Here is a 13071-nt window from a genome sequence, read left to right on the forward strand (position 1 = left end):
CCCGGCCTGCTGGCTGAACGGTCTCCCTGATCGCAAGTGGTAGGTCCGCGTTGCCGTCAGAGATGCACCCGTGCCGCCGCATGCCGTTAGACAAACGCCCGGCCTAGCGGCGCGCGCGGCCCCTCACCGCCAGAGCGACGCCCGGCTCGCCAGCAGCCCCTGCAGCTTCGACAGGCTCCGGTTGAAGGCCCCGGGGCGCGGCAGCGCGCCGGAGGCCAGCCGTTCGGCCACGACCTCGACCGGGCAGGGGCGGCCCGTCACCGGGTCGCGGTAGCGCGGGTAGGCGATCAGCGCGGCATGCACCAAGCCCTCGAGCGTCACCCCGTGCACCCCCTGCCGCCGCGCGGGCACCCGGCCGAGGTCGCGGGTCAGCCCCCAGCCGGCGTAGAAGGGCGTGCCGAGCGTCGTGACCTTCACCCCGCGCAGAAGCGCCTCGAAGCCGGTGAGCGAGGTGATCGTCCAGAGCGCCTCGACCGCTCCGAGCGCGGCGGCGATGTCGGTGCCTTCGAGCGTGGCATCGGCATACGCCAGCGGCTCACGCACCGCACCGAGGCGCAGCCCCGCGGTGACATCGGGATGCGGCTTCCAGAGGATGCGCGCCCCGGGGTTCTCGGCCCGGACCCGCGCCAGAAGCGCGGCATTGCTGCGGATCTCGCCCGCGCCCTTGAGGATCGAGGCGTCGTCCTCGACCTGGCCGGGCACCAGGATGCGATGGCCCTCGGGCAGCGGCGGCAGGGCGCCCGCGAGGTTGTATTTGCTGAGGCCCCGCGCGGTCAGGAAGGTGATCAGCCGGCCCGCGCGCTCCAGCTCGGCGGCGGAGAGGCGCGGGCTTTCGGCGATCAGCCGTTCGAGCCGCGAGGGCCGGGTCGGGTCGTAATAGATGCCGAGGTCGTCGAGCGCGAGCGACAGGGGCGGGACCAGCTCGGCCCCCAGCCCGCGCGAGCGCAGGAAACCGTCCTCGACCCTGACGGCGGGCTCGTCCTCGCGCGCCTTGCCGGCCCAGACCATGACCCGGCGCTGGTCCTTTTCGGCGCGGGCCTCGGCCTCGCCCTCGGCGAAGACCATGCGGCGGTGGCTGCCGAAGAAGCCCTGCAGCGCCCCGCGCTTCCAGAGCCGCATGCCGCGCCCGACCCAGCCCGCGCGGTCCTCGCGCCAGGCGCGGGCCTCGGCCTCGAACGCGTCGATGGCATCCGAGAGCCGCCCGCGCCGGTCGCGGTAGGGATCGAACCAGACCGGGTAGAGCATCATCGCCCCGGCGAAGAGCTGCGCGCGGGTCAGCCGGCGCTGGCGGCGGTCGATGGGAAAGGCGTCCTCGGTCAGGCCCCAGCCGGCGTAGAAGGGCTGGCCGAAGACCTGCGGGCGGTGGCCCGCGAGGATCGCCTCGAAGCCCAGCTGCGACGAGACGGTGTAGACCGCGACCGCACCCTCGAGAAGCTGCCAGGGCGAGACGGGGTCGTCGTGGAAGCGGATGTTGGGGGCGAGGTCGCCGGCCTCGAAATGGCCCGGGCGGTGGCCCTGCGCCGTCTCGGGGTGGCTGCGGATCAGGATGCGCTGCCCGGGATGCGCCTCGCGGGCATGGGTCAGCATCTCGAGAAACCGCAGCCGGTCCGCGCCCGAGGCCGTCACCGAGGCATCGCCGCGGGTCTGGTCGACGACCAGCACGTAGCCCGGCTCGGGCAGGGGCAGATCGGTGCGGGTCGCGGCGTATTTGGTCAGATGCGCGCGCTGCAGCCGGGCCATCTGCGCCCGGGCCTCGGTCAGAAGGCCCGCGTCGTCGAGCGGGTCATGGGCCAGGATCTCTTCGAGGTCCGACGGCCGGGCGGGGTCGAAATGCGCGCCCCGGCTGTCGATCAGAAGGCCCAGCGGCGGCTCTCCGGCGCGGCCCGGGAACAGCGAGCGCAGGAAGGCATCCTCGATCCGCAGGAGCGGCGCGTCATGGGCGCGGGCCATGCGCTCGCCGCGATGCGCCAGCGGCGAGGCCCCCCAGACGCCGACGTGGTCGCCCGGGTCGGGCCGCCCGGTGGCCACCTGCCAGCCCGCGAGCGCCAGGATCCGGGTGATCCGAGGATCGAAGCGCAGCTTGCGGGTATAGACGAAAAGACGCCGGGGCGGCGGGGCCCCGGCGTCCTGATCCGGCCTTGCGCCGGGCATGGATCAGCCGCCCGGCAGTTCTGCGACCGAGGTGGTCAGGTCCTGGATCGCGGTGACCGAGCCCAGCGAGCCGGTCAGCGCCGCGATGGTCTTGTCCCACTGCACGAAGGGCGCCTCGGTCACGTAGAGCGTGTCATCGTCGCGCACCACGAAGTCGCGCGCGGTGAACATGCCGTTGGGCTGCGTCAGGTCGAGCACATAGACCACGCGCTGCGCGCCGACGAGGTCGGTCCGGCCGAGCACCTGGTTGGCGATCTCGGCGGGCTCGTTGCGGAAGATGAAGACGCCGGTCGGATCCGAGGCCGTGGGCACCAGCCCGCCGACGGTGGCCAGGGCCTCCACCGCGGAAAGCGTCTGGCTCTCGAAGGGCACGCGGGCCTGGGTGCCGGTGGCACCAAGCGCGGTGAAGGCGCGGGTGTCCTCGGAGATCAGGATCTTGTCGCCGCCGCGCAGGGCGATGTCCATCTGCGGGTTCTCGTAGAGGTCCTGGAACCAGATCTTGCCGGTATGGCCGCCGCGCTGGACGGTGATCTGGGCGATCTCGGGGGGCACGGCGACGCCGCCAGCCTGGGCCAGCATGGCCGAGAGCGTGCGGGTCGGGCGCTCGATGGCAAAGACGCCCGAGGCGCCGCCCTCGCTGATGACGGTCACGGTGGAGCCGTCGCCGGCCATGCGGCGCACCTGCACCTGCGGGTCGGGGGTCTGGTCCGAGAGCCGGTCGGTGATAATCCGGCGCACGGCCTCGGGGGTGTTGCCCGCGGCGCGGATGCGGCCGGCGTAGGGCACGAAGATGAAGCCCGCGCCGTCGACCTGCACTTCCTCGAGCGCGGTGGCGTTCACGCCTTCGCCCGCCAGAAGCCCGTCGTCCACGTTCTCCCAGATCGTCAGCCCGAGGATGTCCCCGGGCGAGATCACGTCGGAGCCGACGACGCCGGCGTTCTGGAAATTCTCGGAAAAGCCGAAAGAGGGCACCACGGCGGTCGCCCGGGTGACGCGGTCGTTGACCGCGATGACGAAGGCATCGCCTTCGCGCTGCACCGATCCGGCATAGATTTCGCGTTTGTTCGGGCCCACGCGCGGAAGGCCGCAGGACGCCAGGATCGACGTCGCGACAAGAAGGGCGACACCCCGCGCCCACCGGGATTGAACGGCTGCCACTGCTCGGTCTCCTCGACCTGTTCTGTTCTGCCTCGGTCTTATTTTTTTCCGCAGGCTACCGAGAAGACAGCACAAATGGAAGCTCGGAGGCCCGGCGGGCTCAGGTCACCGCGCGCAACTGTTGCCGCGGCGCCGCGGTGCCGCGCGAGAGCGCGTCATAGGGATCGTCCGGTGCCAGCATCATGTCGACCACCTGGCGCAGGAGCTGCCGGCGCCCGCGCGCGGAGTAGAAGCCGCCCGGAAGCTGGCTCGTCTCGAGCAGGTAGCGGCGGTAATCCTTGTAGGCGCGGTTGTCCGGCCGGGTCGGCTGCTGGAAGAACTCCGGCAAGGGCTGGGTCGAGACGAACTCGGGCTTGGCATAGACCGCATCGCCAAAGACCTTCAGCGGGATGCCCCGCCAGAGGACCTGCTGGGCGGCGGTGGAATTGACCGTCACCGCGCTCCGGGCGTCGTTCAGAAGCTGCGCGAGCTTGCCGCCGCGCACGTAATGCACCCGGTCGGCGATGCCATGCGCCCGGGTCAGCGCCCGGATCGTGCGGCGCACCGGCACCCGGCCGTCTTCCAGCGGATGGGCCTTGAAGACCAGGTGATGATGCCCCGGCGCGCCCTCGGCGAAGCCCTCGATCACCAGCTTGAGGAACTCGGGCATGGTGGCGAAAGGCGAATGCTGCTGGAAGCTCGAGTCGTGTTCGAGCTGCAGCAGCACCAGGTGATAGGGGAAGCCGCCGTAGCGGATGCGCGCCGTCTCGAAGAGCCGCTCCAGCGCGGTGAAGGGCATCAGCATCAGCCGCCGCAGATAAAGCCGGAACTCCTTGGTCACCGGCAGCGCCCGGTGCGGGCGGAAGTTCCGGTAGGCGCCGTTCCTGAGCATCACCATGCCGTGGTAGAGCGCGCCGTAGAAGATGTGGTGGCGCATGTCGCCCCAATGCGCGGGCGGCAGAGGGGCCTCCATGTCGGACAGCGCCAGCGCCGCCTGCATGTCCTCGACCGACATCCGCATGAGCCGCGAATGGCCGTTCGAGCCGCCGCGCTCGTAGGTGACCCAATAGGGGCGCATGTAGCCTTCCTCGAAGACATGCACGGTCAGGCCGCGGGCGCGGGCCTCGGCGACCGCCTCGGCGTGGATGCGGCGCACGTCGCCGTAGAGCACGATGTCGGTCACGCGCTTCTCCGACAGGATCGCGGCGAAGGTCTCGGGCCAGTCCTCGGCGCTGCCCTGGTAGGGCAGGTAGCTGCCGGGGTGGACCCAGAAGGCGCGGTCGCCGGCGTTGAAGCCGACCCGCCAGACCTCGGCCCCGGTCTTGCGCAGCATGGTGCCGAGCCGGTGGAAGAACGGTCCGTGCGGCCCCTGCAGGAACAGGAAGACGCGTCTGTCTCCGGTTGCGTAACCCATGGTGTCGGTCTATTTCCCCGATTGACTAGAACGAGAGCCTAGACGGGGTGCTAGGCGAAAATAAGGCCCGAGATGGCCCGAACCGCCCCGTCTGCGGCAAAGACACGACCCAAGGGAAAGCCCGATGTTCACCGGACTGATCACCGATATCGGCGAGCTGCGCGCGCTCGAGCAGCGCGGCGACCTGCGCGCCCGCATTGCCACCGGCTACGACACCCAGACCATCGAGATCGGCGCCTCGATCGCCTGCGACGGGGTCTGCCTGACCGCCGTGGCGGTGGGGGCCGACTGGTTCGACGTGGAGATCAGCGCCGAAAGCGTCTCCAAGACCAATATCGGCGCATGGTCGGTGGGCTACCGGGTGAACCTTGAACGGGCGCTGCGCATGGGCGACGAGATGGGCGGGCATATCGTCTCGGGCCATGTCGACGGCGTGGCCGAGATCACCCGCATGGAGGACGACGGCGACAGCACCAAGGTGACCTTCCGGGCCCCCGATCACCTGGCGAAGTTCATCGCGCCCAAGGGCTCGGTGGCGCTGAACGGCACCTCGCTGACGGTCAATGACGTCGAGGGCTCGGAGTTCTGGGTGAACTTCATCCCGCACACCAAGGAGGCCACCACCTGGGGGGCCGCCGAGGTGGGCGAGCGCATCAACCTCGAGATCGACATGCTGGCGCGCTACGTGGCGCGGCTCTCCGAGGCGGGCTGACGGGCGCGGCGGCGCGCCATGACGGCGTGCACGCCGAAGCCCGCGAGATAGCAGAAGATCAGCGCCCCAAGCGCGGCCTGTGGGCCGCCGATCCCCAAGAGCGCCAGCACCACCGGCGTGCCGGTCAGATTCCCGAGGTTGCCCATCTGCGCGATGGCGCCATTGGCCATGGCGCGGTCGGCCGGCCGCCGGGCGAGCTGCGGCACCGCCGCGAAGCCCGCCGCTTGCACCAGCCCCAGCGTCAGGAACAGCGCGATGACCGCCGTGGTGGTCCCGGGGCTGAAAAGCGCCCAGAGCGTGCAGCCCGCCGCCAGGGCGAAACCCAGCATCGAGATGGAGACCGCGCTCAGCCGCGACAGGAGCGCCACGCCCAGCGTCAGCGAGGTCAGGATCGCCGCGAGCGGCAGCACGGTCGCCAGCCAGACCGGCGCGCCGGGGGCGATCTGCGGCAGCAGGACCAGCACCGCGACGAAGGTGAAGGTGTAGAACAGCCACCCCCAGCCCGGCGCCGAGAGCCAGGCGTCGGAGTAAAGCGCCAGGTGCTGGCGCAGGATGCCCGCGCGGCGCGCGACCTCGGGCTCGCCCGGGGTGGCCCGCGGCAGGACCGGCGCCAAGAGCCCGGCCATGGCCAGCAGGTAGACCGCATGGGCGAGCAGCAGCCCGTCGAGCCCATAGGCCGCGATCACCGCGGGCCCGGCCCAGGCGGCGGCGGCGAAGGCGACCGAGAAGAAGGTGCTCCAGAGCGTCATCGCCGCGGGCCGCAGCCGGTCGGGCGCGGTCTCGGCGATCAGCGTCGGGGCGGCGACCACGATGGCCAGATGCGAGAGCCCCTCGATCGTGCGCGCGGCCAGGAACAACGGCAGCGCCGGCAGGGTCGCCTCGAGCGCCGACATGGCCGCGCCCAGGATAAGCCCGCCGATCAGCGCGCGCTTGGCCCCGAAGCGCGCCACCAGCCGCCCGGCGGACAGGCCGAAGACCAGGCCCAGGAGGCTCAGGAGCGAGACCGCGAAGCCAAGCGCCGCCCCGGCGTCGGTATAGACTTCCGACAGCGCGTCGAAGCCGACCGCCAGCTTGGCGTATTGCGCCGCGGCGCCGAGGCCCGCGACCCAGATCGCGAGGATGAGAAGGATGGGGCGCATGGGAACCTCGAAGGCGGCGGGGACGCCGGAGGTGTGGCAGAGCCGCGGCGGGAAAGGAAGCCCCGCCGGGGTCCGGGGGTGTGGGGCCGGGGCGCCTTTGGGCCGCCCGTCGTGCCCGGGGCCGGCCCGCCTGTCAGGCCGGCGCCCGCTGTGTCAGTGCCGGACGCTTATTCGGGGATGAGACCCGACGCGCCCCGCCTGTCGCGCTCAGGCCTCCGCCGTGGCGCTTTCGGCGCAGAACAGCCCGTGCACGCATTCCAGCAGCACCTTGGGCTTCTCGTCGGCGAGGCTGTAGAAGATGCCCTTGCCTTCGCGGCGGCTGACCACCAGCCCTTCCGAGCGCAGCCGCGCGAGCTGCTGGCTGACCGCCGCCTGGCGCACCTGGAGCAGGGTTTCGAGCTCGGTCACGCTCTTCTCGCCGCTGACGAGATGGCAGAGGATCATCAGCCGGCCCTCGTGGCTGATCGCTTTGAGAAACTGGGCCGCATCGCCGGCATTGCGGCGTAGGGCCTCGGCCTGCTGTGGGGTTTCGATGTCGATGGGAAGAGAAATTGTCATTTGAAATTATCCTCGTAGGCCGGATCGGCAGGCTGCCAAGTCGCAGGACGCCTCAACCCTTGCGGGATAATCGAAAGCGCCGTTCGAGCCAAGGCGGTTGTCCGCTCATGGGGCTGGACACGCTGGGCGCGAGGGGGTGACGCGCACGTCATGGCCTTGCCATGACGCGATAAGCGCGAATGACGCCTACGACGAAAGTCGTATGTCAGATATTAAGCTTCCGCAAGGTAACGCTAACGGGTTTGACCCCCACAATCGCTAAAGGCGAGTCGCCGCGGCGCGGCGTGGTGAGGCGGCGGGGCAGGGTGCCTTCGGGGAAGGTGGCGTTGGGTTGGTGCGGACTTGGCGGGGTGGCCCCGGGTCGCGCGCTGGTGCGGGCGGGCAGGAGCGGGGCCGATCATTGAGAGGAGCGCAGGTCGGTGAGGCGCATCTGTTTTGTGGCCAACCGCGAGCCCTAGTTGCCATCGCGCGCCGGGGCACCCGTGGCCGCCGCAAGCCCGGCCCCGTCCCTCAGACCGGGCTGATGCCCTTCAGCGCGCCGAGAAGCCCCGGGATCCGGTCCTTGAACTTGAAGAACCCCTTGGTCGCATGCGGCCAGGCGCGGGCGTCATAGCCCCGGAGCGGGCGGCGGAGCGGCAGCCCTTCGATCCCGCGCAGGATGTCGGCGCTGGGCCCGACGGGGGCGTAACTGGTCACGATCTCCTCGGCGCCCGCCTCCCGGGCCCAGGCGGTGATCTCCTCGGCGCTGGTCAGCCCGCGCGTCACCGGGCCAAGCGCCGCGCCATGGCGGGCGAGGGCATCCTCCATCGCGGCGGCCTTGAAGGCGGGCACATGCGGCGCGGGCGCGAGGTGGCTGAGCCGCCCCGTGGCATCCAGCACCCCGGTCGCAAGCGGCGCGAAGCTAGCCTCGAGGAGCCAGCCGGGCGAGAGGTCGTCCTCGTGCAGAAGCAGCACCGCGCGGCGTCCGGGGGCGAGAGGGTCGCTGTCGGGCGCGGCCATGGGCGGCGGGTTCTCGGGGCCCGGCACCGGCAGCGCCTCGGCGGCGAGCTGGTGCTTGGGGTGGAAGCGCTCGTTGGTGAACTTGCGGATGTTGCGCGCGGTGGCGAGATAGGTCTTGCCCGGCGTCTGCAGCCCCGCGACCCAGCGCCAACCCAGGGTGTTCGAGGCCGGATCGCCGTCGAGCAGGTGGCGCAGGAAGAAATCCGCGCCGAGCGCCCAGGGCAGCCGCAGGGTGAAGATCCAGATCGAGGCGAACCACATCCGCGCGTGGTTGTGCAGGTAGCCGGTCGCGGCGAGCTCCCGCGCCCAGGCGTCGAAACAGTCGATCCCGGTCTCGCCGAGGCAGGCCTCCTCCCAGGCGCGACGCAGGCCCGATTGCGTCTGCACCTGGTCCCAGGCGGCGTCGCGGGTCGCCAGGTAGCCCTGCCAGACGCTGGGGCGCATCTCGAGCCAGCCCTTGAAGTAGCTGCGCCAGAAGACCTCCTGGATGAACTTCTCGGCGGCCTTGGGGGCGTGCCGGGCGAGGGTTGCACTCAGCACCTCCTCCTCGGTCAGGAGCCGGTGGCGCAGGTAGGGCGAGAGCTTTGAGACCGCCGAGGGCGCCTCGGGCCCCGGGTCGGTGTTGCGCCCCTCGGCATAGGCGCGCCCGGCGCCGGGCAGGAAGGCCTCGAGCCGCGCCAGCCCCTCCGCGCGGGTCGGCGGGCTCCGGTCGAGCGGGTCTCGGGCGGGGGTCTTGGTGCTGTCCTCGGGCATGAGGAGGGCAGATAGGCGCGGGCGCGGGGGCGGCAATGCGAGGTGGTGGCGGCCGGGGGAGGGCGCATTGACGCGGGGGGCGGGCGGCGCGGTTCGGCGCGTGCGGGTTGTGCCTAGGACGCGGGCGACGGTGCCTGGGGAGCGGGGCGAGCGGTTCCCTAGGACGCGTCGGGCGGTGCCTGGGTAGCTGGGCCGACAGTTCCTGGGACGCGGGGTGCAGTGCCCGGTGCGTGTGTGGCGCGGGATTGAGCGCGCGCCAGGCGGGACGACGTCGGGAGCTCGCCGATCAGACCGCTGGCCCTGCGCGCTCCGGTTCACCCCCGCGCCCCCTTGCGCCCGAACAGCACCGAAGGTGCCGGGCGCGCGCCGGACCGGCCCGATGGGCCGGCGCTCCTTGGGGTGGCGTGCACAGCCTATCGCTAGCCCTGACCTTGCTGCCATAAAGCGCATAGCCCAGAGGTCGGAAGCGCCGGCCCCCGGCCCGGCGCGTGCCCTCTGTTTCGCAGGATGTTGAGCGGGCTCGGGCTACGTGGAAAGGTTGGGCGGCTGCGCAGGCGGTCTGCCCGTTTCTTAGCAGTCGCCCTCGTCGGCCAGGTGAAGCTCAGCTGCGTCGAGTTCTCTCCCCGATCTGGGAGAGTTTCGCGCCTCTTGCGCCCGAACAGCATCGAAGATGCCGGGCGCGCGCCGGACCGGCCCGATGGGCCGGCGCTCTTGGGAGTGGCGTGCATAGATCATCGCTAGCCCTGACCTTTTTGGGATTAAGCGCGCAGCTCGAAGGGCAGCAGCGCCGGCCCTCGGTCCGGCGCGCGCCCTCTGGTGGTGTGTGTTGAGAGGGCGGCGGGGTGTGGGTGTTGAGGTATGGGCTGTTTTTCCTGCGGGCTGCATCGGGTTGGGGACAGCATCGGGGAGTGCTCAGACGGCAGCATCGGAGCCGGTCTGGCGGCAGCGCCGGGATGCGCCTCATCCAGAGATCGGCGCGCGCCGGGGCCAACTGCGGCCTCTTGTCCTCCGGCCACCTTTTGTTGCCCAGCATCACCCGACACCCGACACCCGACACCCGCATCCCCACACACCCCAGCGCCACCTGCAAACGCCCGCCGTCACTCCCCCATCACATCACCCCAACCGCCCACACCCCCGCACCCACCCCCAACCCCACCCAAATTCGCGCCGGGATGACGCGGGATTCGCGGGGGTGGGCCTCTTGCAGGGCCCCGGGGGGACCACTAAGACTCTCCCGACGCGGCATCCGCGACGGATTTCCCAGAAGCGACCGAGGCAGGCCCGATGACCGATCCTTTCGAGACATACATGAACACGCTCGTGCCCATGGTGGTCGAGCAGACCAGCCGCGGCGAGCGGGCCTATGACATCTTCTCGCGCCTCCTGAAGGAGCGCATCGTCTTCCTCAACGGGCCGGTGCACGACGGCATGTCGAGCCTGATCGTGGCGCAGCTCCTGCACCTCGAGGCCGAGAACCCGAACAAGGAAATCTCGATGTACATCAACTCGCCCGGCGGCGTGGTGACATCGGGCCTGTCGATCTACGACACCATGCAGTACATCAAGCCGGCGGTCTCCACGCTGGTGATCGGGCAGGCGGCCTCGATGGGCTCGCTGCTGCTGGCGGGCGGCGCCAAGGACATGCGCTTCTCGCTGCCCAACAGCCGGATCATGGTCCACCAGCCCTCGGGCGGCTACCAGGGCCAGGCGACCGACATCATGATCCACGCCGAAGAGACGCTGAAGCTGAAGCGGCGGCTGAACGAGATCTACGTCCACCACACCGGGCAGGACTACGACACCGTCGAATCCGCGCTCGAGCGCGACAACTTCATGTCGCCCGAGGCGGCCCGCGACTGGGGGCTGATCGACGATATCGTGACCAGCCGTGCCGCGGGAGACGAGGCCAAGTCCTGAGGGCGCGCGCCGCGGCGCAGGCGCGACCCTGCGCCGCCCGCGACATATTTGTGATTGTAGGGCTGCCATGGCTGCCCTAAGATTCTGGGACTTGGCGAGACCGGAATAAGAGCGGGATGCCCGCGCCATGTCCGATTGAAGCGGGCCGAGAAAGGGTGACGATGGCGACGAATAACGGCGGCGACAGCAAGAACACGCTGTATTGCAGTTTCTGCGGAAAAAGCCAGCACGAGGTGCGCAAGCTCATCGCCGGTCCCACGGTGTTCATCTGCGACGAATGCGTCGAACTCTGCATGGACATCATCCGGGAAGAGACGAAGGGCACCGGGCTCAAATCCACCGACGGCGTGCCGACCCCGCACGAGATCTGCCAGGTGCTGGACGATTACGTGATCGGCCAGGCCAAGGCCAAACGCGTGCTCTCGGTGGCGGTGCACAACCACTACAAGCGTCTGAACCATTCGGCGAAAAGCTCCGACATCGAGCTGAACAAGTCGAACATCCTGCTGATCGGCCCGACGGGCTGCGGCAAGACGCTCCTGGCGCAGACGCTGGCGCGCATCCTCGATGTGCCCTTCACCATGGCGGATGCGACCACGCTGACCGAGGCGGGCTATGTCGGCGAGGATGTCGAGAACATCATCCTCAAGCTCCTGCAGGCCTCGGAATACAACGTCGAGCGGGCGCAGCGCGGCATCGTCTACATCGACGAGGTGGACAAGATCACCCGCAAGTCCGAGAACCCCTCGATCACCCGGGACGTCTCGGGCGAGGGCGTGCAGCAGGCGCTTCTGAAGCTGATGGAAGGCACGGTGGCGAGCGTGCCGCCCCAGGGCGGGCGCAAGCATCCCCAGCAGGAGTTCCTGCAGGTCGACACCACCAACATCCTGTTCATCTGCGGCGGCGCCTTCGCGGGGCTCGACAAGATCATCGCGCAGCGCGGCAAAGGCTCGGCCATGGGCTTCGGCGCCGATGTGCGCGGGGTCGACGACCGCAACGTCGGCGAGATCTTCCAGGACCTCGAGCCCGAGGACCTGCTGAAGTTCGGCCTGATCCCCGAATTCGTCGGCCGCCTGCCGGTCCTGGCGACGCTCGAGGACCTCGACGACGAGGCGCTGGTCACCATCCTGACCCAGCCGAAGAACGCGCTGGTCAAGCAGTACCAGCGGCTCTTCGAGATCGAGGACACGGTGCTGACCTTCACCGACGATGCGCTCAAGGCCATCGCGCAGCGCGCCATCGCCCGGAAGACCGGCGCCCGCGGCCTGCGGTCGATCCTCGAGGACATCCTGCTCGACACGATGTTCGAGCTGCCCGGGATGGACGAGGTCAACGAGGTCGTGGTGAACGAGGAAGCGGTGAGCGCCGAGGCGAAACCGCTGATGATCTACGCCGACCAGAAGAAGGAAGGCACCTCGGCGAGCTGAGGGGGCCTTTCGGGTCGAGATTTGCGGAAGGCGGCGCGCCGGGGGGCGGGCCGCCTTTTGCGTTTGGGGGGATCAGTGGGGGGATCAGTCGCGGGCGCTGGCCGCCCGGTAGACCGCACCGCGGTCGCGCTTTCCGACGGCCACGACAAGCACGACCACATCGCTCTCCCGCACCTCGTAGACCAGCCGATACCCCGAGGCGCGCAGCTTGATCTTGTAGCGGTTCCGCGTGCCGCGCAGCCGCGCCGCGGGCACATGCGGGGCCTCGAGCCGCTCCGCGAGCTTGCGTTTCAGCTGCCGCTGTACTGCGGCGTCGAGCGCGTCCCACTCCTTCTTCGCGACTTTCAGGAAGCGAAGCTCATAGCTCATCGAGCGAGACCGAGACCTCTTCTCCACCGGCGCGCGCGTCGGCCAGGGCATTGAGTTCGGCGTCTTCCAGGCGGTCCATGATCTCGTCGAAGAGATCGGCGGGCACGGCGTAGAAGGCCGGGGCGTTGTGATTAAGAACCGCCAGCGGCTCCTCTCCGATCAGCGCCATGGGGTTGCGCTTGAACTCGGTGATGCTGGCGGTGGGGCCGGATTGGATATGCGCGGGCATGGATGTGGCTCCTTTTGTGGGGCTAAATATGGAGCTGATTTTGGGGCTTGGCAAGGTGTGAGTTCGGTGGATCAGATGGGGCTATCGAGGCGCTAGATCCGTTTGGGCGTGTGATTTCCCAACCTCGTGCACGATGCGTTGTCCTTTCTTGCGCCCGAATAGCACCGAAGGTGCCGGGCGCGCGCCGGACCGGCCCCTTGGGCCGGCGCTCCTTTGGATGGCGTGATTAAGCTCGCCTCTCGTCCTGACCTTGTTGGGATAAA

At 69.8% G+C, this 13071-nt stretch carries 11 protein-coding genes; 3 read left to right on the forward strand and 8 right to left on the reverse strand.

Features of this window, described 5'->3' with window-relative positions:
• Positions 1 to 123 precede the first annotated feature (123 nt).
• From LR948_RS15895 to LR948_RS15905, 3 genes are all read right to left on the reverse strand, one after another.
• Entirely contained in the window at positions 124 to 2151 is a 2028-nt protein-coding gene (locus tag LR948_RS15895) for a capsular polysaccharide biosynthesis protein (RefSeq protein WP_232755068.1), read from the reverse strand.
• A 3-nt stretch (positions 2152 to 2154) separates the two neighbouring features.
• The gene (locus LR948_RS15900; RefSeq protein ID WP_232755069.1) at positions 2155 to 3309 is read right to left on the reverse strand and encodes a polysaccharide biosynthesis/export family protein; all 1155 of its coding nucleotides are present in this window, start codon (positions 3307 to 3309) and stop codon (positions 2155 to 2157) included.
• Positions 3310 to 3409: 100 nt separating this feature from the next.
• Positions 3410 to 4702 (reverse strand): capsule biosynthesis protein, encoded by a 1293-nt coding sequence (locus tag LR948_RS15905; RefSeq protein ID WP_232755070.1) that lies wholly within the window; start codon positions 4700 to 4702, stop codon positions 3410 to 3412.
• A gap of 124 nt (positions 4703 to 4826) precedes the next feature.
• Here LR948_RS15905 and LR948_RS15910 point away from each other — a divergent pair, with 124 nt between their 5' ends.
• Complete coding sequence (locus tag LR948_RS15910) at positions 4827 to 5414, forward strand: riboflavin synthase (RefSeq protein WP_232755071.1); 588 nt, start codon at positions 4827 to 4829, stop codon at positions 5412 to 5414.
• Here LR948_RS15910 and LR948_RS15915 read toward each other — a convergent pair.
• The 3 genes from LR948_RS15915 to LR948_RS15925 all read right to left on the reverse strand — a co-directional run bounded on the left by LR948_RS15915 (position 5384) and on the right by LR948_RS15925 (position 8863).
• The gene (locus LR948_RS15915) at positions 5384 to 6553 is read right to left on the reverse strand and encodes an MFS transporter (protein WP_232755072.1); all 1170 of its coding nucleotides are present in this window, start codon (positions 6551 to 6553) and stop codon (positions 5384 to 5386) included. The two genes, LR948_RS15910 and LR948_RS15915, sit on opposite strands and share 31 nt — an antisense overlap.
• A gap of 207 nt (positions 6554 to 6760) precedes the next feature.
• A complete protein-coding gene (locus LR948_RS15920) occupies positions 6761 to 7111 on the reverse strand; it encodes a helix-turn-helix transcriptional regulator (RefSeq protein ID WP_232755073.1) in 351 nt (116 codons plus the stop codon).
• 510 nt (positions 7112 to 7621) lie between these two features.
• Positions 7622 to 8863: an FAD-binding domain-containing protein gene (locus tag LR948_RS15925; RefSeq protein ID WP_232755074.1), complete on the reverse strand. Its 1242-nt coding sequence runs from the start codon at positions 8861 to 8863 to the stop codon at positions 7622 to 7624.
• Positions 8864 to 10150: 1287 nt separating this feature from the next.
• Here LR948_RS15925 and LR948_RS15930 point away from each other — a divergent pair.
• Both LR948_RS15930 and clpX read left to right on the forward strand, forming a co-directional pair.
• Positions 10151 to 10783: an ATP-dependent Clp protease proteolytic subunit gene (locus tag LR948_RS15930; protein ID WP_232755075.1), complete on the forward strand. Its 633-nt coding sequence runs from the start codon at positions 10151 to 10153 to the stop codon at positions 10781 to 10783.
• 161 nt (positions 10784 to 10944) lie between these two features.
• On the forward strand, positions 10945 to 12210 hold the full coding sequence (gene clpX / locus LR948_RS15935; RefSeq protein WP_232755076.1) for an ATP-dependent Clp protease ATP-binding subunit ClpX: 1266 nt from the start codon (positions 10945 to 10947) through the stop codon (positions 12208 to 12210).
• A gap of 84 nt (positions 12211 to 12294) precedes the next feature.
• Here the strand turns inward: clpX and LR948_RS15940 are convergent, their stop codons facing one another.
• Both LR948_RS15940 and LR948_RS15945 read right to left on the reverse strand, forming a co-directional pair.
• Positions 12295 to 12579 carry a type II toxin-antitoxin system RelE/ParE family toxin gene (locus LR948_RS15940; protein ID WP_232755077.1) on the reverse strand — a complete coding sequence of 95 codons (285 nt, stop codon included), beginning with the start codon at positions 12577 to 12579 and terminating at the stop codon, positions 12295 to 12297.
• On the reverse strand, positions 12569 to 12808 hold the full coding sequence (locus tag LR948_RS15945; RefSeq protein WP_232755078.1) for a type II toxin-antitoxin system Phd/YefM family antitoxin: 240 nt from the start codon (positions 12806 to 12808) through the stop codon (positions 12569 to 12571). The genes LR948_RS15940 and LR948_RS15945 overlap by 11 nt, the downstream gene beginning before the upstream one ends.
• Positions 12809 to 13071: the final 263 nt, after the last annotated feature.

This window comes from Roseivivax sp. GX 12232 (assembly GCF_021272185.1).
Classification (GTDB): Bacteria; Pseudomonadota; Alphaproteobacteria; order Rhodobacterales; family Rhodobacteraceae; genus Roseivivax.